Here is a 24,422-nt window from a genome sequence, read left to right as displayed (position 1 = left end):
ATGAGTAATTCCTCGGACAAACTAAGCTCGGCAAATCGAGCCATGTTAGTGGGTGCCATCGCTGGTGGAAGTGCGTCGGTAGCACGGCAGTGGCATGCCCACTCCAATGGCGAAATCGATACTACAGAGTTAGTTGCTACTGCCGCTAAAACTGCCGTAAAAACCGGAGCGGTAGCCGGTGCAACAACCTATGTCGCCGAAAAAATGGCGGGTCGTCCTGCGTTATCAATGCTCACAATACTTAGTGTGGGCGCTGCTGGACTTTATTTACTTGATCAAGTAACGGAATCAAACAATGAACAACAATAATCCTTACTACGGCTACCCATATTATGGCTATCCGCAACAGAACCCAAATCAAGAACCAGCTCAACAACAAGAGCAACCTTATAAACAGCAGAATAGTAAGACACATTTTGCGATGGGCGTAGCGGCAGGGGCGGCGGTAGCTTACTTGTTGACAAATAAGAAAGTTAAACAAGGTGTTGCCGCAACAGGAGAACGAGCTTGGTCTGCGGTTAGAGGTGAGGTTGAGGAGCTTAAAGAGCGTTTAGAAGATACGCAGGCAGAGTTGGAGTACTATCGTAATCTTCATAAAGGCGAAGAATGATTGGACCGCAAGTAAGACACCATTTTCCTGGTCGAATTCGGTTTAAAGTTAAAGAGCTTAGGCAGTATCCGGATATTGGAGAATGGATCAAAACCAGTTTGATGGCGATTCAAGGTATCAAGCGGGTTAGGGTGAATGAGCTCGCTCTGTCGATAGTTGTGGAATACGATACAGACTTACTTAAACCATCAACTATTGAAGAGCGTGTCACTCAACTTAATTTCCAAGATGCTGAAGCTGAAGAATCAGAGCACGAGTACACTCGTGGTGATATTGCCATGAATGTACTCGGCACCATTGCTGCAGCACTTTTGCCAAATAAATGGGGCGCTTTAACCACAGCGACTTTGATTGCGCCAACTCTTTTTGAGGGAGTCTCTGAGCTTAAAGACAAAAAAGTCTCCGTAGAAGTCCTCGACGCGATTGCTGTTGGTTTATCCGCGTGGCGCGGCGACTATCGAACTGCCATGATGACGCAAAGTCTTATCAGTCTTGGTGAGTATATGGAGCAGCGTACTAGCCGGAATAGTGACGCTTTGCTTGCCGATTTGATGAGACCACAAGAGTCTCTCGTTTGGCGATTTAATGGCGATTCGCTCGAACAAGTTAGCTCCAACCTACTAGAAGAACATGACGTTTTGGAGCTTGGTCCTGGCGTTGCGATTCCAGTCGACGGCACTATCATCAAAGGCGCAGCGCTCGTTAACCAGTCCTCTCTTACTGGTGAAAATGTCCCGGTTCGTCGAGAAGAAGGCGCTGTGGTTTATTCGGGAACGACGGTTCATGAAGGCACTGTTCATGTTCGAGTTGATAAAGTTGGCAGTGAAGCAACGACAGCACAAATTGCTAAATTGATTTATGACTCCTTGAGCGAAAAAAGTGAGATTCAACAAGTCACACAAGATATGGCGAATCGCCGAGTTAAAATTACTCTTGGTATTGGTGCGGCTGTATTTGCTTTAACTCAAGATATTAACCGCGTAGCGTCTGTTTTTCTTGTTGACTATTCCTGTGCTTTAAAACTAAGCACACCGGTAACATTCAAATCAATCATGTACCGTGCTGCTCAACAAGGCGTACTGTTTAAGGGCGGCAGTGCAATCGAGAAGTTGGTGAACGTTGATACCTGCGTTTTCGATAAAACAGGTACTCTAACGCATGGGGATATGGAGGTAACGGATGTTATCCCATTATGTTCTCGCAATAGTGCTAGAGACTTGCTAGCTATCGCCGCATCAGTTGAAGAGCATAGTAATCATCCACTGTCTCAGGCGGTAGTGAATGCCGCGAAACATCATGCATTACCGCATATCGAACATGGAGAGGTAGATTACGTCATAGCTCATGGTCTGAGAAGTACTCTGAATGGGAATACACTCGTAATGGGCAGCAGGCACTTCCTTGAGGTTCATGAGAATGTAGAGTTTGAAGAGTTTGAGCAAACTATTCGTGAATTTGAGGCCAAAGGGCGTCACCTGATATTTATCTCTAATCAAAGCAAATTGATTGGAATGATAGGATTACGGGATCATTTACGTGAGGATGCTGTGCAAACGTTAGAACAATTAAAAGCGTTCGGCATAAAAGAGCTCATCATGATATCCGGTGATAGTCAGTTTAAGGCATCCATTCTTGGGGATGAATTGAACCTTGATCGCGTCTATGCAGAGACGAGACCTTCAGACAAATCTAAGATAGTGTCGTCGTTACAAAGTGAAGGTCGTAAGGTGATGTTTGTTGGTGATGGTGTCAATGATGCGCCTGCACTGACTGAAGCGGATGTCGGTGTCGCAATGGGAAGGGGTACAGAACTCGCTCGACAAGTGGCTGATGTTGTTTTGCTAGGGGACAACCTAATTGGTGTTGCCCACGCAAGAGAGTTGTCAGAAATTGCGATGCGAGTCATTAACTCCAATATCAAGCTCGCTGAGTATATTAACAGTGGCATTATGCTTGCTGCGGCACTAGGGTTTCTGAGTCCGACAATGAGTGCGCTGCTGCACAATGGTACTACGCTGTCGATTCTTGGTCGTTCAGCAGCGCTTCGTAACTCGTAGCTATTGTATATCCTTAATAATAAGCCTCCTACATGGAGGTTTTTTCGTCCTACTTGACCAGTTACGTTAATCGTTATTAAATTGATCCAGTACCATTCACATCTTTAATTAAAGTTGATATTATCAACCATATTTTAAAGCTAATCCTATGCTACTGACACAATCTGGTCATATCAGCATCGACTAGTACGCCCCTAAATCTTTCCAAATAAAGAGCTTTATGAACACTAGGCAGTTGATTTCGCACTATTTGTATATGAATCGCAAATCCTATATTTTCGCGATCATTTTTATTTTTCTCGTTAACTGGCTGCAAGTAGAAATTCCACGCTATATCCAACTGGCGATAGATCTGATTGATGATGCGTCGAATGACGGTCATCAACAATTGCAAACTTATGTCGCCATCGTAGTGGGCATGTCTGTAGCTATGGTTGTGGTACGTATTCTCTCTCGAGTGTATGCGCTTAACCCCGGAAGGATTGCAGAAGCTGCACTTAAAAATAGACTGTTAAAACAGCTCAATCGACTACCAAATAGCTACCACGAGAAGTTTGAATCAGGTCGACTCATTTCTATCATGAACAACGATGTGATGGGGGTTCGACTGATGTTTGGGATTGGCTTTCTCCAGTTCTTCAACACTATGTTTGCTCTTTCTCTGACACCAATTTGGATGTGGCGTATCTCTCCAGAACTGACCATGTATTCAGTCATTCCAATCTCCATTGCTTTTGTGATTTTCCGCATTGGATTTAAGCGAATGAAAGTGTTACACACTGAGCATATGAATCGGCTACAAAGCTTGTCTGCTCAGCTTATGAGCTACTTATCAGGCATCGACTTGATTAAGAATCAACGCATGTCACCTTGGGTAACTACAGAAATAGAGAAGCTCAATCAGCAACTGCTGCGTTGCCGAATGCAGATTACTCGAATCCAGGTGTTCTTTTTACCGGTACTTGATTACGCCAATGACCTAATGAAGATATTAATTCTCGGTCTAGGTGGTTACATGCTGATGAATCAAGAGCTAACTCTTGGCGAAATTACCGCATTTCTTACTTATTCTGTGTTATTAGCTATGCCACTGATGCAGCTTGGTCGAATCGCGACTATCTACCAGCGAGGTATTGTTGGTATTCAAAGTGCTCAAACTATCCTCAATGCTAAAATCCCTGAAACTGATCAAACTCGTCTCGCTGATGAGGATGTTGAACAGTTGAAAGGGGAGTCGTTATCGGTAAGAAATTTGAGTTTTCATTATCCAAATGATGAACGGCTGATTTTGGACAATATCAGCTTTGACATTCCAGCGGGGAAAAAAGTAGGGGTACTTGGTGGAATCGGCTCAGGCAAAACAACCTTGGTGAACTGCCTGAATCATCATTTAGATGTTCCCACTAATGCGATTTTCTTAGGTGGTAAAGACATTACGGATTTTTCCCGCAGTGACTTGCGTCGCTATGTTAAAACCGTCACCCAAGACCCTTATCTGTTCTCGGCCACGGTAGAAGAGAATATTCGATTTGGTAGTGCCAACAATGATGCCACCAAGGAGCAAGTGGACGAAGTGCTATCGCTGAGCCAGCTTGCAAACGATGTGGCTAGGTTTGAGGATGGTGATCAAACTCTGGTAGGTGAAAAAGGCATTATGCTCTCTGGTGGGCAAAAGCAGAGGTTGAGCATTGCACGAGCACTCTTAGAGCCCGCAGACCTTGTCATTATGGATAACGTACTCTCTGCGGTTGATTACGAAACCGAACGTAAAATATTGAATGGGTTATTTGAGCGACTCAAACACCAATCGGTGCTCGTGGTATCGCACCGTGTTAACGCTTTAGAATATATGGATGAGATCATCGTACTTAATGAAGGCAAGATAATTGCGAAAGGTGACCATAAAACGTTACTGAAAACATGTCCGTACTATTTGGAAACGTGGCAGCTTCAGCAAAATGAAGCGGAGGCGAGCGCATGTTAAAAGGTGTCGACGTAAAGTATCTCAAGCACTTCTTCAAGTTCGCTAAGAAATACAAGAAAACCGCTCTGATTGGTATTGCTATGCTTCCTCTGTCGGTCGCAACCAGCTTGTTATTCCCCTGGTTAATTATCCAAGTTATTGACGTGCAGTTGGGACAAAATGACTTCGCTGGGTTAATGCAGTATGTGGTGTATTTGGTTCTAGTCCTTATTGCTGGGTACGTGGTGGACACCACTTATGCTTACAATTTAAGAAAAACTGGTCAACTAACGATTACCGACATGCGTGCTGTGTTGTTTGAACGCGTACTCAGACTTCCGCGCAGCTATTTCGACAATACGCCAGCAGGCGTCACGTTGTCACGTCTGACGAGTGATTTAGAGACTATCGGTGAAACGTTTGTGCAATCAGTTGTCGGGTTGGTAAAGGATTCAATAAACACCATTGCCTTGTTGGTAATGATGCTATTTATCGATTGGAAGCTGACTTTGATCGTATTAGTAGTCATGCCACCTGTTATGTATTTAACGGTGTATGTACGTAATCGTCTAAGAGCTTTACATAAGATAACGCGCGCATCCTTAGCAAGAGGTATCGGTTATCTGCAAGAATTGTTGTTCGGTATGAGTACCGTTCAAATGTACCGCGCTGAAGAGAAAGTAGAAGCGAAATACAATGGGCATATTGATGAGTTTTTGGTTGCTCAAAAGAAAATTAATAAGTATGACGCCATCTTATTCTCTTTCATTTCTGGTGTGACGTCGGTAACCATTGGTCTCATGATTTGGTATGGTTCTGAACAAGTGCTAGCTGGAACGCTGACTTTAGGTGTACTGATTGCTTTTATTAATACGTTAGAAAAAGTGTTTGTGCCGATTCGTGATTTCACCTCTCAAATTGCCTCTATTCAAAGCTCATTTGCGGCGTTTGATCATATCGAAGAACTGTTTGTTGAGCCGACGGAGGAACAAGGTCGAACCTTGTTACCGAGTCATCAGGTCCAACAGCCATTGCAAGAGTTTGTGAGCTTAGAGTTCATTAATGTTAGTTTTCGATATAAGCAAGACGCTCCGTATGTACTCAAAGATGTCTCTTTTGTACTGGAAAAAGGCCATCAAATCGCTTTGGTAGGTTCTACTGGCTCTGGAAAATCAACCATCATGAGATTGATTTCAAAAACCTATCAAGATTATGAGGGCAGTATTCTGTTAAATGGCATTGAGTTATCGAAGATTTCAGTGGATGACTCGGCACACCTATTTTCGATGATGATGCAAGATGTTCATTTGTTTGAAGAAAGTATCGAGTTCAATATCGCCCTTGGCAAACCAGGGATTTTGCGTGAACAAGTTGAGCAAGCCGCACGCTATGTCTATGCTGATCGATTTATAGAACAGTTACCTCGAAGTTATGACTCGGTTTTAGATAAGAATGGTTCGAACTTATCGGTGGGGCAGACGCAGCTTATTTCGTTTGCTCGAGCAGTTGCTCAAGGTGGGCAGATTATGATGCTTGATGAAGCGACAAGCTCTGTAGATTCGATTACTGAAGATCTTATTCAGAAAGCCATGCAGCGTTTATTTGAGGAAAAAACGGTTATCGCTATTGCTCACCGTTTAAGTACCATCAAACACTCGGATCAAATTTTAGTATTAGAAAAGGGTCGAATAGTCGAACAGGGCAACCATGGACATTTGGTGTCTATTAATGGCATCTATGCAGGGTTGTTAAGTGAGTCGACAGGGGACACAAGTGAGATCGATTCTGCAGAAGCTATATGATTCAAGCAAGCTTCGCTTAGTCACTTTGACGATAATAGGCATATACTTTAGTACTGTTCTTCAGAGGGCGAGTATATGTCTAAAAACAAATTTATTCTTCATTCCGCATACTCACCTTCAGGAGACCAGCCTGAAGCCATCGCTCGTTTAATCTCAGGCATCGAAGGTGGTAAAAGTCATCAAACATTACAAGGCGTAACGGGGTCGGGTAAAACATTCACGATGGCGAATATTATCCATCGCTTGAAACGACCCACGTTGATTCTTGCTCATAACAAAACATTAGCTTCCCAGTTATATAGCGAGATGTGTCACTTCTTTCCCGAGAATGCCGTTGAGTATTTTGTTTCCTATTACGATTACTTTCAGCCAGAAGTCTACATTCCCGGTAGCGACCGTTTTATCCGCAAAGACTCCGCGATTAACGAACAGCTAGAGCGACTAAGGCTCTCGGCAACCAAGTCACTGATTGAGAGAAGAGACGTTATTGTGGTGGCTTCCGTTTCTTCTGTCTACGGGTTAGGCGATCCGCAAACTTATCGAGACTTACAAATATCGCTCGCAGTAGGTGAGGCGCTAGATATAGCTGATTTAACGGAACGATTAGCACGCTTACAATATACCCTTACCGAGCCCAAGTTAGAGCGCGCTGGTTTTCGCATTCGTGGTGACGAAATAGATGTGTTTCCAGCTGATTCTGCCCAAGATGCTATTCGCATTACTTTAAATAACGGCGTTATTCAGCAACTTGATTGGGTCGACCCTATCGTGGGTACACTCTTAAAATCTTGCACAGAGTACAAGATTTCACCTAAAACACTCTATGCGTCGTCACCACAAAAAGTCCGTAAAGCCAGTGAGTTGATCCGTATTGAAATGGAACAAAGAGTTAGAGAGCTCAACGAAGCAAACCGATTAACCGAGGCGGCAAGGCTTTACGAACGGTGTATGCATGATATTGAAATGATGCAGCAATACGGTTATTGCTCCGGTATCGAAAACTATGCCTGTTATCTTAATGAACGAGATCCTGAGCTACCGCCGACGACATTAATGGATTACCTACCTAAGGATGGGCTGGTGTTTATCGACGAGTCTCACGTGATGGTTCCTCAGATTTCAGCAATGTCGAAATCAGACCGAAGTCGTAAAGATACCCTTATTGATTACGGGTTTCGTCTTCCTTCAGCTTTAAATAATCGTCCACTGACGTTCAATGAATTTGAAAAGGCAAAACCGCAGACAATTTTTGTTTCTGCGACGCCAGGAAAATACGAAGTTCAGCGTTCAGGTGGAGTGGTGGTTGAACAAATTATTCGACCAACAGGTTTGCTTGACCCTGAGGTTGAGGTGCGCCCATCAGCTAACAATATGGAAGACCTGTTAAAGGAGGTACGTCAGCGTACCAGTAATAATGAACGAGTGCTCGTGACCACTTTAACTAAGGTAAGTGCGGAGTCGTTAAACGACTATATGGCGGAGCAGGGAATACGCGTTCGTTACTTACATTCCGATATTAAAACCTCAGAAAGAGTTGGTATTATCAATGGATTAAGGGCTGGGGAGTTCGATGTCTTGATTGGTATCAACTTACTCAGAGAAGGACTGGATATTCCCGAAGCTTCCTTGGTTGCCATTCTCGACGCGGACCACGCAGGATTTCTACGTTCGGTAGAAGCGCTGATTCAGATCATTGGTCGAGCAGCACGAAATGCCAATGGTAAGGCGATTTTGTATGCCGATAGAATCACACCCGCCATGAAGCAAGCGATAGACGAATCGCTACAAAGACGTAAAAGACAACAAGTTTATAATCAAGCAAATGCGATTGTGCCCGCTACATCGCGTCGTAAAGTAGCATCAGCAATGGAAGAGGCGCAGCAGCAGGCTTGTCATAATGTCGCGTTTTGCGACAGTCTTGCTAGCCTTTGTCAACAAATCACCGCGCGCGAGAAAGGACTGCTTGAAGCGGTCTCTGTGCAAAATGATGCGCAAATTCGAGCGGAACTGGATAGTTTATATAGGCAGTTCATATTTATGTAGTTCTAGCTCACCTTGTTCGTTGGACGAGAGGTCAAAGTGCGTTACGATTTCGCTAACGCACTTACTTAACAGGATATCGGATGCTCAATTACATTGAACCGGTTTTTAGACCACCGTCAGAGTGGACGTCGCTGATATTACAAGTAACCAATGGTTGTAGCCATAATCAATGCACTTTCTGCGATATGTATACTCAGTCTCAGAAGAAGTTTCGTCCTAAGAAGCTAGAAGAACTAGAGCAAGAATTGCAGCAAGTGGCCGCGTCTGGTGCACGAGTTCACCGAGTTTTCCTTGCGGATGGTGATGCGATGACATTACCATTTCATCGTCTTAAAGCGATCTGTGAGTTAATTCATCGCTACCTTCCCAACATTCAACGTATCTCAAGCTACTGTTTGCCACGAAATTTAACCAACAAGACATCGGAGCAACTCGCAGAGCTTAGAGAGCTTGGGTTGAGTTTGATGTATATCGGTTGTGAAAGCGTAGATGACGAAGTACTAGCTAAAGTGAAAAAAGGTGAGACATTTGAATCATCGTTGGCCGCGCTAAACAAGATAAAAGCGGCAGGCATGAAAAGTTCTGTCATGATCCTAAATGGTCTAGGCGGCCCTATTTTGAGTGAGCAGCATGCACTGAATTCGGCCAAGCTAATGAATGCCGCTCAGCCAGACTATCTCTCAACCTTAGTAGTGTCTTTTCCATTTGGTGAAGAGCGCGTCGCGGCTGAATATAACGGTGACTTTCGCCAATTGACTCAACTCGAGTTATTCAAAGAAATAAAATTATTGCTTGAACATTTACAGTTAGACAAGACAATATTCCGCTCAGATCATGCTTCCAACTATCTAGTGCTCAAGGGAGTACTGGGTAAAGATAAAGAGGCATTATTGCAACAAGTTGAGCTGGCAATTCATCATCCAGAGCAAATTTCGCTCCGCCAAGAGTGGCAAAGAGGTTTGTAAAAATCCCCTTTTTTACTCGTTCACACAGTGAATTTTACAAAACTCGCTTTTAGCGGGTTTTGTGTTTTTTGCATGTCTGATTTTATTAACGTATTGAAAAATTGAGAATAAATATGATTTCCAAGAGTGCTTTATCGATTTTTACAAAGAGTGATTTTGTAAAATTGACAGTGTGAAAATTTCGTTGTGAAATTGTTGTCAAAAAAGCGCTATTCTAATAATCAAGCAATAACGAGACAAACCAACAAGGTGTTAAGGGTATTTGCTTAAGCTGTTATTAATTGCCTCTGAAGGAATAGACTATGAATATGCAGACATTCGATAAAACAGAACTACATAACCCACAAAATTTTATCGCTGAAGCCGTGTTTGCCGTGGAAATGGTCAACGCTGATAAGCCAACTCAAAAACAACAAATGACTAAGCAACTTCTTGATACCTTGTTCCCGCTAGAGAATGGTTCTCACGAGGATGTAGTAAGTTATGAAATTGACTATCGCCACGTTCAAGCGTACTTCAAAAATGGTCAACATAGCGGCCTGCGCCATGCCAAACAGTTTGTTGCTTATACTGGCGACAAGTGTTCTCCGGATTCGATTCTATTTCGCGACGAAAGTGGCACTCACGTAGAAGTTACGTTCGCTCGCCGTCAAGGCAACGGGTTTCTACAGCTGGTTCAAATTGCTGATATTCAATTAGAAACGTGTACTACGTTTGGTCAGTCTGAAGGCCATCAAACCACGGGTCTTCGTCACTGGGTAAGCTTGGTAAAAGGCGATGATAAATGTCGCCCAACGGCGAGTAATGAAGACAAGGAATATACAGCGAAGAGTGGTGAAGATTACAAATTAGGTTTTTGTTTCGCTTATTAGCTTGGCTAGCTCACTTACAAACTGCTAAAAAATAAAGCCGCGCTGTGTATGCGCGGTTTTTCTATTTAATCATTCATCGGTCGCTAGTCTTCGGTTATGTGATTTTAGTATCTAAAATGGACCTAGAGTCAATTGGAGCGTTCTGAACGGCTAAGTTTGCTGTTTTGGCAGAACGCCGTGTAGGATGATTGGGGGAGTGGTTTGCTAAATAGAAAACCTTGACCCCACTGACAATCGTGATCTATCAAGATTTTCATTTGTTCTGCGGTTTGTATCCCTTCCGCAATGACATTAATACCAAGCTCATTAGCCATTTGTAACGTCGAACTTACTATCGTCATGTCTTCTGGGTGAAGTTGGTCTATGAAAATTCTGTCGATTTTTAAGCTATCAACAGGAAGTTGCTTTAAATAACTTAACGAGGAATAGCCGGTTCCATAGTCATCGATAGCTATATTTACCCCAATCTTCTTCAACTCTGTGATGAACCTGATGGCTTGGCCCATATTTTGTACTAATACACTCTCAGTAATTTCAAGTTCAAGGGCTTCAGGTGAAATCCCGTAGCGTTGAAGTGGATCCATCACATCGTCAATTAGTTGACCCGAAACTAGCTGCACTACTGATACGTTTACTGATACTTTTTTATGGTAAATATTCTGGTCTTGCCACACTCTGATCTGTTTGCAGGCTTGCTCGATGACCCATGCGCCAATAGGAATGATCTCTCCAGAGACCTCCGCAATAGGTATAAATGAATCGGGTGAAATTACTCCATAGGTAGGGTGGTTCCATCTTAGCAAGCACTCGCAACCAAGATGCTTCCCAGAGCGGAGCTCGATAATAGGTTGGTAGTATAATTCAAACTGTCCTTTCTCCAAGGCTCTCGGCAGTTCTGATTCAATAAATAGTTTGTGTTGTGCTTGTTTTCTTAAAGTGTTCGCGTAACAAAAATAACCAACCGATGACTCTTTTGCTTTATACATGGCGGTATCAGCTGCTCGAAGAAGATCGTCGACATTTTGACCATCTTTAGGGTAAGCGGCAATGCCTATACTAGTTGATATCGTAAGGGACTCTCTCCCAATTTGAATGGGTTTTCTCAACCCATTAATGATCTTTTTGGATAGAGCGATTGCTTGTTCTATGTTGGTAAGGTTTTCGATAAGAATTGTGAACTCGTCACCGCCAAAACGAGCTAGTACGTCGCTACTTCTCAAGCAACCACTTAACCTTTTAGAAACTTCGACGAGTAACTTGTCGCCAAAGTCATGCCCTAGGCTATCGTTTACGTGTTTAAAACGATTGAGGTCAAGAAAAAGAACGGCTGCGATCGAACGATTCCGTTCGGCCAATCTTAAAGCATGGTTAGTTTGCTCGATAAACATGCGTCTGTTAGGTAAGTTGGTTAGTGCATCGTTAAACGCGTAACGCTTAAGCTGATCTCTTGACGCTTCCAGTTCTTTAGTTCGACTCTTTACACGCCTTAATAAGACCTTATGATTGTTAAACACCGTCATGATAAGCAGTACACTTAAAGCACCAAACACAGACTCATAAATGAGAAATGTTACGGATTTTTGAGCGGTTAAAGAAAGGAGTACTTGTTGTGATACAGATAAAACGACGGTCCACTCTCGAGTAGTCACTTGTTGAGAAAAAGAAAACTCTACTGCGCCTTCAGATGGGGCTAAATTGTCTGGTGAGAAGTAGCGGTAAATAACTTCATTTCCTGCACTAGAGTCGAGAATTTCTACGTCCATATAGTGTGCAGAGCTATTGTTCACACTTGCTTTAACAATATCCCCAACGACAAAAACGCCAACGGCAAAACCAGATAGATTGAAAGAGCGCGTAATAACTGAGGTATCAAGAGAAGGTCCATCATTTATCGGAGTAAATATTAAAAATCCAGGCTCTTTGGTCTCAAGTTGGACAAGTTGAATAATCTCTGTAGCGACGGGATAGTTATTGTTCTGCGCGAGAATCATTGCTTCTCGCCGTGCTGCATTAGAGAACACATTGAAGCCAAATGCTTTTTCATTGGAAAGGAATGGCTCGATCCATTTTACAACAACGAGAGGATCATACTCATTCAATGGGGTGCCCCGAACTTTAAACATCGAAGAGCTTTGGTTATTGGTCTCTATTTCAAACTTGCTTACATGGTGCTGTTCTACAAGTGGATTCCAAGAAAACCCTCGAATCCCAGGAGTTTTGTCGATAAGCGGCAAGGTTATCTCTCTAAACTCTTCTTGTGTAATGTCACCATTCCCGGAAAGATGTCTAGCTAAAGTTGATAAAGACTTTAAATAGTTTTCTACTTGATGATTAAGGTTTTTTTCAATCAATTGAGAACGGACTTGGACCTCATTGAGGCTGTCGGATTTGAGCGTTTTATCACTGTAATTTTGAATGATAATAAGTGTAATAAAAACAATAGAAAGTGGAAATATCAGAGCCCTAGAGTGCTTTAGTCTGTTGGCTAGTCGGTCGCGCGATTTAAATAAGATAACAACGATAGGTGTAATAATGATGATACCTAAAAAGTCACCTAAGCATTGAATGACTACATTTGCCCAGTAGCTGTCGCTAAAGCGTAATATATGAGTGGGCTCTATGAGCAGGTTTACTAGCAAACTACCGATTAGAGAGCATATAAATGCTACTCCTATAAATAGAGTAACTTTGGTAAAGCTGGCTAAGCTAATGACATTTAAGGAGAGATGTCTTAAAACGCGGTAATTTATCCAAGCTTGAACCGTAGAAGCGAAGCTGATTCCAATTGACGTTATTATTAAAGAGAGGCCAGTTGCATTCCCATCGAATAATTGAATCCCAATACTAAATATTAGTGAGCCAGCTAAGATTGCAGGTAAGAAGTGTCTCTGCCATAAAAAACAACCCGCAAGTGCAATACCAGCTGATGGCCACAATGATGCAACTAAAGTTTGAGGGCTGAGCATTGAGAAAAGAAATGAAGATACTATGTATAGAAAAAACAAACTCACATAGCGTAAATCAAAGGACGATAATGGACGGCCTTGTTTGCTGAGGGAATCAGTGGTAACTAATCTATTATTATTGTTCAAATGATCTCTTCCAGTGCTATTAACAAAAGTGTTACTAGTTGGAGTTGCTTATAGTAGTGTAGTAAAGAGAACAGGGAATGGTATGTTTGTTGATGATCAGTTGAACTATTGATGTTGTGCGGACAGCGTCTTAGGTGGCGAGAGGTACAGAAGCAGAATCAGCGCTATTCAATACGTTTGAAGCTAACACTAATGCCCTAAAGGAGCAAAGGGCATCGGTGCGATATGGTGAGTTGCCAGACTCTAGGTTGCTCAATGGTATAGGTTTCCTATACATAGAAGCACTAATAGACAATTTCTGAACAGGGTAGGCGTATGCCTCCTTTTCTGCTTACAACGTCAGGGTAAATCCGTGTTCTGTCTTTTCAATCTGAATATCAGAAGGCTTGAAGATATAGCCATCCGCGTCAGGCAATTCACTTCTTGAGCTATGACTGAGCACCGCAATGCTCTGGCAACCTGCTGCGTTCCCTGAGTTGAGGCCAGCGACCGCATCTTCAAAGCAGATGCATTCTTCAGGATTCAGATTCAGTTCTTTCGCCCCTCTCAAATAAGGTTCGGGGTGTGGTTTGCCTTGGGAGAGCAACTCGGGTGTAACAAGGATTTTGGGCTGAGGGAGGTTTGCCGCTTTCATTCTAGCTGTTGCTACTGGCAATGTACCAGAGGTAACGATAGCCCACGGGATACCGAGCTCATTTAAGCTGTTTAGTAGCTCAACGGCGCCAGGTAGTGCAGTGGTGCCTTCGGTGTGGGTGGCTTCATAGCGTTCTAGATAGTCAAATTCGGCTTGAACTTCTGGTGTATCGACTGATGCATTAAGCAGCTCAGCGATTGATTCGATAGCAGGCCTTCCGTGAATCCTCGACATCACGTAGCTAGGCTCGAGACCTTTAGATTCTCCCCAGCGTGACCATGCACGTGTCACTGCTGGGATTGAGTCGACTAATGTACCGTCTAGGTCGAATAACAGACCTTTAAATGAAAGCGTCGTCACGATAACTATTCCTTTTTCAAATACTGTGAGAGTACATCTACGATTAGCTGGTGGTCTTCGTGTTGAGGCAAACCTGAAACCGTAATCGTTCCTATCATACCTGTGTTTTTAACTCGAACAGGAAAAGAACCGCCAAATGGGCTGTAATCTTTCTCATCAATGAAGGAAGCTTGTTCTATATTCTTTCCCTTCATTTCTAGGTAATGCTTCATATACCAAGAACTGCGCTGAAAATGCTTGGTAACGTTTGATTTTCTTCTCACCCATTCTTGATTGTCTAACGTTGCTCCGTCAAGTGCACAGTGGAAAAGGCACTGCTCGCCAACCGAAATATTGATGGCAACCTTAGCGTGCTTTTCGATGGCGTTGGCACGCAGTTCACTACCGATATCCCAAGCGACTTGATGATTGAAATAGGGGAACTGCAACAGGTTTTCTTCCGCAATAAGGGTGTCGAGTCTTGTTTGAGTGTTTGATGTCGTAGTGGCGGGCATATTCCGCTCCTTTCTAAAACGAAAAAGGGCGAAGTAACACTGGACACGAATGATGGTTACTTCGCCAAAAACTTGGAACCGAACAAGTAGTCAGCCCAAGTCCGAGGTGAGAAGGTTTTGAATCCTTCTTACTTCCATTTGGAATTGGGGACTATAGCTCTAGCTCCGTCATGAGTTTCTGTTCTATTTCACTGCTCGATTGGGCGTTAAACAAGGCATCACGAAATTCGGCATGCATAATTTTACGTGCCAACTTAGAGAAGATCTTCATATGTTGGTCGCCGGCTGCGTGTTTGTTCAGCGTCAACATGATGACAAACTGCGCCTCTTCATCGCCCCATTGAATAGGCTTCGCTAGACGGCATACGCTCACCGCTGATTGCTCAATGTGTTCACTCTTGGTATGAGGGATAGCAAAGCCAAAGCCTAGACCGGTTGAGAACACATCTTCTCGAGCCCAAAGATCGTCCGCCAATTTATTCGGATAACGGCAACGTCCTGTTAGGAATAGATTGTCAGCGAGTGTCTTAATCACTTCCTCTTTGCTACGCAGGTCGAGATCAAGCTTGATACAATCTTCTGAAATCAGTGGCGCTTCGGTTTGTGCCATACGGAACTGCGCAAGTAGATGCTCTACTTCCAATGGTGTACGACATTGCATTGCTTTGTTTAACAACTGTCGACATTCTCGGCTATCTAGTTTGGAAATGCGTTCCTTGGTCGCAGCAATGCTTGGTGCGCTCATGCTGATTTCATCAAGCCCTAGACCAACGAGCAGGGGCAATACTGAGCCTTTAGCGCCAAGCTCCCCACACAGTCCAATCCATTTACCATGACGATGCACTTCATTGACGACGTGGTCTAGCGTTCTCAAGAATGCTGGATTTAGACTGTTGTAGTGTTTCGTTACTTTTGCATTGTCACGATCAACGGCCATCAAATATTGAGTTAGGTCGTTAGAGCCGATGGAGAAGAAATCCACTTCTTCACAACATTGATCGATGATAAAGGCTACAGAAGGAACTTCCATCATAATGCCAAGCGGGATTTTTTCATCGAACGGAACCTGTTCTTTACGGAGTTCTTGGCGAATCTCAGCAAGAATGTCTTTGACCCATAAAATCTCCTCCATCGAAGAAATCATTGGAATCATTATCTTCAGCGGACCATGTGCCGAAGCACGCAGAATAGCTCGTAATTGGGTTTTAAATAGGTCAATAAACTCTTCGTAGATACGTACTGCACGGTAGCCAAGGAATGGGTTGTTTTCTTTAGGGATATTGAGGTAGTCAACTGGTTTATCGCCGCCGATGTCGATAGTACGAACGATGATCGCACGACCTGAAGCTGCATCCAGTGCTTGGCAGAATATGTTGTAGAGCTCATCTTCTTTCGGCGCACTTTTGCGATCCATGTATAGCATCTCGGTACGGAATAAACCGATGGCTTCTGCTCCCGAGTCAAATGCTGATTTTGCTTCTACGGAATGGGCGATGTTCGCTGCAACTTCAAGTTTTTTTCCATCTTGTGTCATACCCTGTGTATCTTTGAACGCAGCCTGGCGCTCTCGAACCGTATTGATGATTCGGTTTTCTTGTTCGTAGTAACGAACCACAGGTTCAGTTAGGTCGGTGACGATTGCACCTAAATTGGCATCAAGATAAACCTCTTGGCCGATGTCGGCCTCCAATGCACCATCTTTCATTCCAACGACTGTTGGAATACCAAAAGAGCGAGCAAGAATAACTGTGTGAGATGTGCTGCCACCATGGGTCAAAACCAAACCTTTTAGCAGTGACTTATCCAGCTCTAAGAACTGACTAGGGGTGAGGTCCTCAGCCATACAGATAGAGGGTTCAGTCAGCGCGAGTTGGCTGGTGTAATGTTCGTCACCGTAGATTGTTTGCAGTAATTGGAAGCAAACATCTCGAATGTCGAGTTCACGCTCACGAAGGTATTGGCTGGAAGATTTCTGTAGTTGCTCTGCATAGTGTTTTGCGGTTGCGACCACTGCCTGGGCACAGCTTCTTCCTTCTACGAGATTAGTATTCAGTTGTTGTGCGAACGACTCATCCCTCAATATAGAGAGATGCGCGGCAAGCACTTCGCTTTCCGTATCTACTGATGTGTTGGCTTGCACTTCAATGGCCTTAGAAAGCTGAGCGAGACCGCTTTTTAGTTCAGACTTTTCTTCTTCAAGTGCCCTTGTTTCAGGAAGGTAGGGCAGTTGATCAAAGTTGATTGCACCTACTTTAACCACTACGCCACGGCCAATGCCACTGCTCACGGAAGTTGCACGAATCGCTCCTTTCGTGAGGTTGGATAAGTTACGTGGTAGTGGTTGCTGTTCTTCATTAGCGTGTGTTTGTTCTAGTGGAGAATCGCAATGTGGAAACTCATTCGCAATAAAGTTCTGTATAGCTTCCAGAGCAGACTCCTCATCCTCGCCGTCTATGGTGATCATACATGTGTCACCGAGTAGTGTGTCTGTCCCTATTAAAGACAACACACTTTTTGCATTTCCAGATAGACCAGTACGTTCGTTCTGCCACTCAATGTTAGATAGGTATTGATTACAAAGGGTTTCTACATGACCCGCTGGTCTTGCGTGAACACCATTGGGTAGCTCACAAGAAAAGGTAAAACTTCTCATAGGGGTTTAGTCCTTAGTTTCGAATTTGTTATTAGTCGTTTATGTCTACAACTTTAACAAAAAGCACCGTGTGGACTATTGGATAAAAGTGCTAAAAACTGGATATTTGTAAGGTAGTGGGCTGTTTGTGATACCGTTCAAAAATACAGTTTGGTATGTGACTTTAATCAAGTTTTATAAAAGATGTGTCAGTGTTTTATGCTCAACTAATCCTTTAATAACAGTTGTTTAATTGGTTGCTTTGCATCTTTTGATAAAAGTACTAGTAAAGTGTGCTCAAGATCAATATTCACGCTGCATCTAACAAATATCCAGTAAAAAGCAGTTTTGTCCTCTAACTGGTTAGCACTTTTGCTCACTATTATAACCCTGTGCTGTAGAGATGGAGTTTCTCTGAAGCTTAATCAGAAACGTGAGCCAATAAATACAAAAGAAGTACTTCCTTTAATAAAAATTTTAATACTTATGTACTCAAAGGAGAGGTCAATGAATGACTTAATCTCAATTCTTAAAAATACGAGACAACATCTAATGACAGGTGTATCTCACATGATTCCTTTCGTGGTTGCGGGGGGGATCCTACTGGCGGCTTCCGTCATGTTATATGGGGAAGGTGCTGTGCCTGAAGAAGGAACGTGGCTGCACGATCTATTCTTTATTGGTGTAGCCGGCTTCCAACTTATGGTTCCCATTCTAGCTGCTTACATCGGTTATTCGATTGCTGACCGCTCAGCGCTTGCGCCTTCTGCTATTGCAGCGTTCATTGGCGCAAACATGTACAACACTGGTTTCTTCGGTGCGATCTTCGCGGGTCTATTAGGCGGCATTGTTGTTTTCTATCTGAAGAAGATAAAAGTGCCAGCGTTTGCTCGTTCAATTATGCCAATCTTCGTGATTCCAATTATAGGTACATTTATTACCGCAGGTGCCATCGTTTGGGGCATCGGTGAGCCAATTGGCGCGGCAACGGAAGCGCTTACTGGTTTCCTAAAAGGTATGCAGGACTCAAGTATCGTTGTACTCGCTATCATCATGGGCCTAATGATTGCCTTTGATATGGGTGGTCCAGTTAACAAAGTTGCGTATGCATTCGTCATCCTTTGTGTCGGTGAAGGCATTTACAACGTCGCGGGTATTAGTGCAGTTGCGGTAGCAACACCGTCTGTAGGCATGGGGCTGGCGACATTCTTGAACAAGAAGCTATACGCTGCTGACGAACAGGAAGCTGGCCGCGCGTCCATTCTAATGGGAACAATGGGTATTACTGAAGGTGCTATTCCATTCGCGGCAGCCGATCCACTTCGTGTGCTTCCTTCCATCATGATTGGCACCGCAGTAGGTGCGGCGACTGCAGCGATTCTTGGTGTTGAGTGTTTCGCGGCATGGGGTGGTTTGATTGTACTACCAGTTGTAGACGGTCGATTCGGTTTCCTAATTGCACTTGGTGTTGGCTCTTTAGTGACCGCACTACTGGTTAACTTTCTTAAAGCTCGTCGTAAAGTAGAACAGCCGCAGAAAGAAGAATCTGATGATTTAGACCTAGACATATCAATCGGTTAACTCTAAGTCTTTGAATTAAATATTATCCAATAAAAACAGAACATTAAAATAAAGGTGAGAATTATGACTAATATCGTAGCAGTTACAGCGTGCCCATCTGGCGTAGCGCATACCTACATGGCGGCGGAAGCCGTAGAGGCAGCAGCAAAAGCAAAAGGTTGGAATTGCAAAGTTGAAACTCAGGGCTCAATTGGTATTGAAAATGAGCTGACAGCAGAAGAGGTCGCTCAAGCTGACATCGTGATTCTAACTAAGGATATCGGTATCAAGAATGAGGATCGATTCAAGGGTAAAACAATTGTTCGTATCGGCGTGAGTGATGCCGTCAAGCGTGCAGATGCTGTGATGAGTAAGATTGAAGCTCACTTAGAGAAAGCGACAGCATAACCAGTCAGGCTCCCTTAACACGAGGGAGCCTTCATACCACAGTTACTTTCTTCAAGCGTTATCGAAAGTGACTCTGTTATGAATCAAGAAAATGCCCATCAGTGGCAATAGACAATAATAATGGAGCCTATTGTGAGCACCGAAAGAATTACTCGATTAAAGTCCGCCCTGTTTGAAGCTCAACGTGAAATCTCTCTAGAACGTGCGCTACTGTATACCGAGAGCCATCAGCAGACGGAAGGGGAACATACGCTTATCCGCCGAGCAAAGGCAACAGCACACGTTTTGGATAATGTTGCGATATCGATTCGTGATGATGAACTGATTGCCGGAAACCGCACCATCAAGCCGCGTTCTGGTATTGTCTCACCAGAAATGGATCCTTATTGGATTGATAAAGAGTTAGATATCTTTGAGTCACGCCCACAGGATAAATTCTATATCTCTGAAGAAGATAAAGTGGTCTATAAAGAGAAGCTGCTGAGTTACTGGTCCGAGCGTTCTATGAAAGATTTTATCAACGCTCAAATTCCTGAAAACGTCAAACAAGCGGTGTCCGAGAAAGTATTCAGTGTTAACCAAACCGATAAAGGTCAAGGCCACATCATTATCGACTTTGATCGCTTACTTGAAAACGGGTTAGGTGCATTGACCGATGACATGTCTACGCTAGCAACCGTTAATAGTGACAACGAGTTTTATCAATCGGTACTGATTCTACTGCAAGCCTCAACTAGACATATTCGTCGTTACGAAGCGTTAGCCAAACAGATGGCCGCTGAGTGCGAGTGCCCCGTTAGGGCGGCAGAGTTAATTCGTATTGCAGGTATCTCTGGCAAAGTCGCCACACAAAAACCGCAAGGTTTTTATGAGGCGTGTCAGCTGTTCTGGTATATGAATATCATTCTTCAGTATGAGTCGAATGCGAGTTCACTATCTCTTGGGCGTTTTGATCAATATATGATGCCGTTTTATCAGGACTCTATCGCCAACGGTGAATCTCCTGCGTTTTTGCAAGAGCTGCTTGAGAGTTTGTGGGTCAAAACAAACGACATTGTCCTACTGCGTTCATCCAGCAGTGCTAAGTTTTTTGCTGGCTTTCCGACCGGTTATACCATCTTGCTCGGCGGTCTGACTGAAAATGGGCGTAGCGCAGTTAATACACTGTCAACACTCTGCCTTGATGCGTACCAAAGCGTGCAACTACCGCAGCCAAACCTTGGTGTTCGAGTTAACGAATTCATTGACCGTGCGTTTCTCAATAAAACCGCAGAAACCATTCGTCTAGGCACAGGTATTCCGCAAATATTCAATGATGAAGTGGTGGTGCCGGCGTTTTTGAATCGTGGTGTCTCTTTGGAAGATGCGCGTGATTATTCTGTTGTGGGCTGTGTGGAGCTGTCGATTCCGGGGAAAACCTATGGGCTGCATGACATAGCGATGTTTAACCTGCTTAAGGTCATGGAATTGGTACTTAAGCGCAATAAGGGCAATCAAGACGTCAGTTTTGAAACATTACTCGCTGAGATTCGCACTGACATTTGCCAGTATGTGCAGCTAATGGTTGAAGGGTCAAACATCTGTGATGTGGGGCATCGTGACTGGGCTCCTGTTCCACTATTGTCCTCGTTCATTAGTGACTGTATCAAGAATGGGAAGGACATTACCTATGGTGGTGGTCGTTATAATTTCTCGGGGGTGCAAGGGATTGGGATAGCCAACCTTTCTGATTCGTTAATGGCGTTAAAGCGTTTTGTATTTGAAGAAAATCGTATGAACTTTGAAGAGTTTATCGCGGTTCTTGAATCTAACTTCGAAGGTAAAGAGGGCGAACGAGTTCGTGCTCGTCTGATGAACCGCTACGAAAAATATGGCAATGATATCGATGAAGTGGATGTGTTGGGTGCTGACTTGTTAAGACTGTTCTGTAAGGAAGTCGAAACCTACGAAAACCCGCGTGGTGGATATTTTACTCCGGGGTCATACACGGTATCTGCTCATGTTCCCCTTGGTGCTGTAGTTGGTGCAACACCAGATGGAAGATTGGCTGGTGAGCAATTAGCTGATGGAGGCCTATCTCCTATGTTGGGCAAAGATCAGCAAGGCCCGACTGCGGTACTGAAATCGGTCAGTAAGCTGGATAACTACTTACTGTCGAATGGTAGCTTGCTCAATGTGAAGTTCACGCCATCAACCCTAGAGGGAGAGCAGGGCATTACCAAGTTAGGAGATTTCTTACGAGCATTTATGAAGCTCAAGCTGCAACACATTCAGTTCAATGTATTGAATGCAGACACGTTACGTAAGGCGCAAGAAAAGCCCGAAGATTACGCAGGATTGGTGGTGCGAGTAGCCGGCTATAGCGCTTTCTTCGTGGAACTATCGAAAGAAATTCAAGATGACATTATCCGAAGAACCGCTCATGAGCTGTGATTGCCAAACGAGCGAAACAGGTTGTTCAGAATCTGGGGAGTTTAGTGCGCCCCAGCTCAAAGCGCGAGTATTTAATATCCAGCGATACTCGTTAAATGATGGTGAAGGTATTCGTACCGTGGTCTTTTTTAAAGGCTGTCCTTTGAAATGTCCTTGGTGTGCTAACCCAGAGTCACGTTCGATTGATTTGGTAAACATTCGCAGGGAAGCCAAGTGCTTACACTGTGATGTTTGCGAGCAGGACGCGGATGAGTGTCCAAGTGGTGCGTTTGAACAAGTCGGTTATGACGTCACCATTGATGAGCTGCTCAAAGAAATTGCTAAAGATGATGTGTTCTATCAAACATCAGGCGGTGGGGTCACCTTGTCTGGTGGTGAGATTCTGGTGCATGGCAGATTTTGCATCGAACTTCTAAAGCAGCTAAGAAGACTGGGATACAAAACGGCGATTGAAACCTCAGGACATGGAAATAGTAAGCAGTTGAGCGATATGGCTCAATATTGCGATGAAATTCTGTTTGATTTCAAATTGATGGATGAGGTCAGAGCTAAGGAGATCATCGGCATTAATCTGGATAAGGTACTCGAAAGCTTTAAGACGTTAATGGCCAAACCTTGCAAGGTCATCCCCAGATTACCGCTAATACCAGGCTACACCCTCGATCTCATTAATGTAGATAGGGTACTTGGCTTTATTGCTCCTTACGATATTGAAGAGGTCCACTTATTGCCATTTCATCAATTTGGCTCAAATAAATACGACACATTGGGGATGCACTACACCATGAAAGACACCCCAGTACCGACAAAACAAGAAATTGATGCGATTCAGCGCCATGTCGAAGCGCATGGATATAAAGTCGTCATAGGAGGCTAGACATGAGCAAGAAACGAATTTTGATTACAGGAGCGGGTGGTTTTTTTGGTACTCGATTTATAAATCGTTACCAAGGTGAATTTGAGATTAAAGGGACGGACGTTGCGCAACTGGATATCACTGATAACAGCGCCGTTAACCAGATATTTACCGAATTTCAGCCTGATTTCGTGATTCACGCTGCTGCTATTGCTGTAACGGATTTTTGTAATGAGCATCCTGAAGCTGCTCATAAAGTGAATGTCCAAGGTGCAATCAATGTCGCCAAAGCATGTAAGCAAGTTGGCGCGAAGCTGGTATTCATATCTACTGAGCAAGTTTTCAATGGTAACTCTGAAGCGGGTCCTTACACAGAACAATCAATCCCGGTTCCTGACACCGTTTATGGTCAGAACAAACTGGAAGCAGAGCGAGAGTTAGCGAGCATTCTGCCAGAAATGTGGGTGTTGAGGTTCACGTGGTTGTTTGGTTTGCCTGAAAGAAACACCACGATCAATCCCAATGTGGTTTGGAATGCCATTCAAACCTTATTCAAAGGGGGAGTGATGCACGAACGTGGTAATGAGTTCCGAGGTTTAACCTATGTGCACGAGCTTATCGAGCAGTTTCCTAAGATCTTTGACATCCCTTATGGCACCTATCATACCGGCGCACACAATGACGCGAGTCGTTATGACATTGCCGAGCATATTCTGACGGAACTCAAATTAGAGCAGCGTTTGCCGGACTTATTGGTGCAATGCGATGCGCCTAAGACGCGTGATGTTCGTTTAGACACGAGTAAGCTCGCGGCACAGGGCATCCGCTTTACTGAGAGTAAACAAGCCATTACTCAGTGTTTAAAAGAATTTGGTTATTAAAAAAGTAAACGACGAACCGAAATGAGAGGGCGTCGTGACTAGTGAAAGTTATTGGAGATGTACCATGATTTATATGTTAGATACCGCCAATTTAGATGCGATTAAGAAAGCGGTAGACCTGTATCCGATTGCGGGTGTGACGACCAATCCAACGATCATCGCAAAAGAAAACCGTTCACTGCGCGATATCATTTTGGATATTCGTGAGTTAATTGGCTCTGAGCGTATGCTTCATGCTCAGGTGGTAGGTGACACTGCAGAGGTGATGCTGGAAGAAGCAAAGGCACTGCGTAAGCTTGACCCTGAAATCATTATTAAAGTGCCGGTGACACCGCAAGGTATTAAAGCGATGAAGCTGATCAGCGCTGAAGGTATTCGAATTACTGCAACGGCGATTTTGACTCCGCAGCAAGCATTGATGGCCGCTATGGCGGGTGCTGAATTCCTTGCTCCTTATGTGAACCGCTTGGACAACATCTGTGGTGATGGCACGTTGGTTGCGGCTGAAATGGCCCACCTAATTGATGTCTATAATCTAGATGCAAAAGTACTTGCTGCTTCATTTAAAAACGTTCAACAAGTCCATGAAGTGGCAAAAGCAGGGGTTCAATCCGTTACGATTGCACCAGATGTGTTTGACCAATTGCTTGTTCATCCGTTAACCGACTCTGGTGTCGCTGGCTTTATGAGTGATTGGCATGGCGCTTACGGTGAAGGCAAAACGGTTCTTGATCTATTATGAACATGATTAAAAACAAGT

At 43.8% G+C, this 24,422-nt stretch carries 18 protein-coding genes; 14 read left to right on the top strand and 4 right to left on the bottom strand.

Annotated features, from left to right (window positions below):
* From MMA19_RS09040 to MMA19_RS09005, 8 genes are all read left to right on the top strand, one after another.
* A complete protein-coding gene (locus tag MMA19_RS09040; RefSeq protein ID WP_171390892.1) occupies positions 1 to 309 on the top strand; it encodes a magnetosome protein MamC in 309 nt (102 codons plus the stop codon).
* Complete coding sequence (locus MMA19_RS09035) at positions 296 to 610, top strand: YtxH domain-containing protein (RefSeq protein WP_171390893.1); 315 nt, start codon at positions 296 to 298, stop codon at positions 608 to 610. Before MMA19_RS09040 ends, MMA19_RS09035 begins: the two co-directional genes overlap by 14 nt.
* Complete coding sequence (locus MMA19_RS09030) at positions 607 to 2,667, top strand: heavy metal translocating P-type ATPase (RefSeq protein ID WP_171390894.1); 2,061 nt, start codon at positions 607 to 609, stop codon at positions 2,665 to 2,667. The genes MMA19_RS09035 and MMA19_RS09030 overlap by 4 nt, the downstream gene beginning before the upstream one ends.
* Before the next feature lie 220 nt (positions 2,668 to 2,887).
* Entirely contained in the window at positions 2,888 to 4,651 is a 1,764-nt protein-coding gene (locus tag MMA19_RS09025; protein WP_240206039.1) for an ABC transporter ATP-binding protein, read from the top strand.
* Positions 4,645 to 6,432, top strand: a complete 1,788-nt coding sequence (locus MMA19_RS09020; protein WP_240206038.1) for an ABC transporter ATP-binding protein — start codon at positions 4,645 to 4,647, stop codon at positions 6,430 to 6,432. The genes MMA19_RS09025 and MMA19_RS09020 overlap by 7 nt, the downstream gene beginning before the upstream one ends.
* A gap of 75 nt (positions 6,433 to 6,507) precedes the next feature.
* Positions 6,508 to 8,475: an excinuclease ABC subunit UvrB gene (gene uvrB, locus MMA19_RS09015; RefSeq protein WP_240206037.1), complete on the top strand. Its 1,968-nt coding sequence runs from the start codon at positions 6,508 to 6,510 to the stop codon at positions 8,473 to 8,475.
* Between the two features lie 80 nt (positions 8,476 to 8,555).
* Complete coding sequence (locus MMA19_RS09010; protein WP_240206036.1) at positions 8,556 to 9,440, top strand: radical SAM protein; 885 nt, start codon at positions 8,556 to 8,558, stop codon at positions 9,438 to 9,440.
* A gap of 302 nt (positions 9,441 to 9,742) precedes the next feature.
* Complete coding sequence (locus MMA19_RS09005; protein WP_240206035.1) at positions 9,743 to 10,312, top strand: hypothetical protein; 570 nt, start codon at positions 9,743 to 9,745, stop codon at positions 10,310 to 10,312.
* Between the two features lie 128 nt (positions 10,313 to 10,440).
* On the opposite strand, the gene MMA19_RS09000 is transcribed toward MMA19_RS09005, so the two are convergent.
* The 4 genes from MMA19_RS09000 to ptsP form a co-directional block, all read right to left on the bottom strand.
* Positions 10,441 to 12,663 (bottom strand): EAL domain-containing protein, encoded by a 2,223-nt coding sequence (locus MMA19_RS09000; protein WP_240206034.1) that lies wholly within the window; start codon positions 12,661 to 12,663, stop codon positions 10,441 to 10,443.
* Positions 12,664 to 13,735: 1,072 nt separating this feature from the next.
* Complete coding sequence (locus MMA19_RS08995) at positions 13,736 to 14,398, bottom strand: HAD-IA family hydrolase (RefSeq protein WP_006071788.1); 663 nt, start codon at positions 14,396 to 14,398, stop codon at positions 13,736 to 13,738.
* Between the two features lie 5 nt (positions 14,399 to 14,403).
* Positions 14,404 to 14,892 carry a heme-degrading domain-containing protein gene (locus tag MMA19_RS08990; RefSeq protein WP_240206033.1) on the bottom strand — a complete coding sequence of 163 codons (489 nt, stop codon included), beginning with the start codon at positions 14,890 to 14,892 and terminating at the stop codon, positions 14,404 to 14,406.
* A 151-nt stretch (positions 14,893 to 15,043) separates the two neighbouring features.
* Positions 15,044 to 17,545: a phosphoenolpyruvate--protein phosphotransferase gene (gene ptsP, locus MMA19_RS08985; RefSeq protein ID WP_124939845.1), complete on the bottom strand. Its 2,502-nt coding sequence runs from the start codon at positions 17,543 to 17,545 to the stop codon at positions 15,044 to 15,046.
* 486 nt (positions 17,546 to 18,031) lie between these two features.
* On the opposite strand from ptsP, the gene MMA19_RS08980 reads away from it, so the two are divergent.
* From MMA19_RS08980 to MMA19_RS08955, 6 genes are all read left to right on the top strand, one after another.
* Positions 18,032 to 19,105: a PTS fructose transporter subunit EIIC gene (locus tag MMA19_RS08980; protein WP_038231172.1), complete on the top strand. Its 1,074-nt coding sequence runs from the start codon at positions 18,032 to 18,034 to the stop codon at positions 19,103 to 19,105.
* 63 nt (positions 19,106 to 19,168) lie between these two features.
* Complete coding sequence (locus MMA19_RS08975; protein ID WP_006071781.1) at positions 19,169 to 19,492, top strand: PTS fructose-like transporter subunit IIB; 324 nt, start codon at positions 19,169 to 19,171, stop codon at positions 19,490 to 19,492.
* Positions 19,493 to 19,624: 132 nt separating this feature from the next.
* Entirely contained in the window at positions 19,625 to 21,925 is a 2,301-nt protein-coding gene (locus tag MMA19_RS08970; RefSeq protein WP_261359883.1) for a formate C-acetyltransferase, read from the top strand.
* On the top strand, positions 21,891 to 22,802 hold the full coding sequence (locus tag MMA19_RS08965; protein ID WP_240206031.1) for a [formate-C-acetyltransferase]-activating enzyme: 912 nt from the start codon (positions 21,891 to 21,893) through the stop codon (positions 22,800 to 22,802). The genes MMA19_RS08970 and MMA19_RS08965 overlap by 35 nt, the downstream gene beginning before the upstream one ends.
* A 2-nt stretch (positions 22,803 to 22,804) precedes the next feature.
* Complete coding sequence (locus tag MMA19_RS08960; RefSeq protein WP_240206030.1) at positions 22,805 to 23,662, top strand: NAD(P)-dependent oxidoreductase; 858 nt, start codon at positions 22,805 to 22,807, stop codon at positions 23,660 to 23,662.
* A gap of 64 nt (positions 23,663 to 23,726) precedes the next feature.
* Positions 23,727 to 24,404: a fructose-6-phosphate aldolase gene (locus tag MMA19_RS08955; protein WP_006071774.1), complete on the top strand. Its 678-nt coding sequence runs from the start codon at positions 23,727 to 23,729 to the stop codon at positions 24,402 to 24,404.
* Positions 24,405 to 24,422: the final 18 nt, after the last annotated feature.

The organism is Vibrio sp. CyArs1 (genome assembly GCF_022432925.1).
GTDB classification, from domain to species: Bacteria; Pseudomonadota; Gammaproteobacteria; order Enterobacterales; family Vibrionaceae; genus Vibrio; species Vibrio mediterranei.
This window is presented reverse-complemented; position numbering and strand designations above follow the sequence as displayed.

Bases quoted from the DNA above. Each gene is read 5' to 3' on its own strand.
- MMA19_RS09040 (WP_171390892.1), top strand. From the start codon at position 1: ATGAGTAATTCCTCGGACAAACTAAGCTCGGCAAATCGAGCCATGTTA.
- MMA19_RS09035 (WP_171390893.1), top strand. From the start codon at position 296: ATGAACAACAATAATCCTTACTACGGCTACCCATATTATGGCTATCCG.
- MMA19_RS09030 (WP_171390894.1), top strand. From the start codon at position 607: ATGATTGGACCGCAAGTAAGACACCATTTTCCTGGTCGAATTCGGTTT.
- MMA19_RS09025 (WP_240206039.1), top strand. From the start codon at position 2,888: ATGAACACTAGGCAGTTGATTTCGCACTATTTGTATATGAATCGCAAA.
- MMA19_RS09020 (WP_240206038.1), top strand. From the start codon at position 4,645: ATGTTAAAAGGTGTCGACGTAAAGTATCTCAAGCACTTCTTCAAGTTC.
- uvrB (WP_240206037.1), top strand. From the start codon at position 6,508: ATGTCTAAAAACAAATTTATTCTTCATTCCGCATACTCACCTTCAGGA.
- MMA19_RS09010 (WP_240206036.1), top strand. From the start codon at position 8,556: ATGCTCAATTACATTGAACCGGTTTTTAGACCACCGTCAGAGTGGACG.
- MMA19_RS09005 (WP_240206035.1), top strand. From the start codon at position 9,743: ATGAATATGCAGACATTCGATAAAACAGAACTACATAACCCACAAAAT.
- MMA19_RS08990 (WP_240206033.1), bottom strand. From the start codon at position 14,892: ATGCCCGCCACTACGACATCAAACACTCAAACAAGACTCGACACCCTT.
- ptsP (WP_124939845.1), bottom strand. From the start codon at position 17,545: ATGAGAAGTTTTACCTTTTCTTGTGAGCTACCCAATGGTGTTCACGCA.
- MMA19_RS08980 (WP_038231172.1), top strand. From the start codon at position 18,032: ATGAATGACTTAATCTCAATTCTTAAAAATACGAGACAACATCTAATG.
- MMA19_RS08975 (WP_006071781.1), top strand. From the start codon at position 19,169: ATGACTAATATCGTAGCAGTTACAGCGTGCCCATCTGGCGTAGCGCAT.
- MMA19_RS08965 (WP_240206031.1), top strand. From the start codon at position 21,891: ATGACATTATCCGAAGAACCGCTCATGAGCTGTGATTGCCAAACGAGC.
- MMA19_RS08960 (WP_240206030.1), top strand. From the start codon at position 22,805: ATGAGCAAGAAACGAATTTTGATTACAGGAGCGGGTGGTTTTTTTGGT.
- MMA19_RS08955 (WP_006071774.1), top strand. From the start codon at position 23,727: ATGATTTATATGTTAGATACCGCCAATTTAGATGCGATTAAGAAAGCG.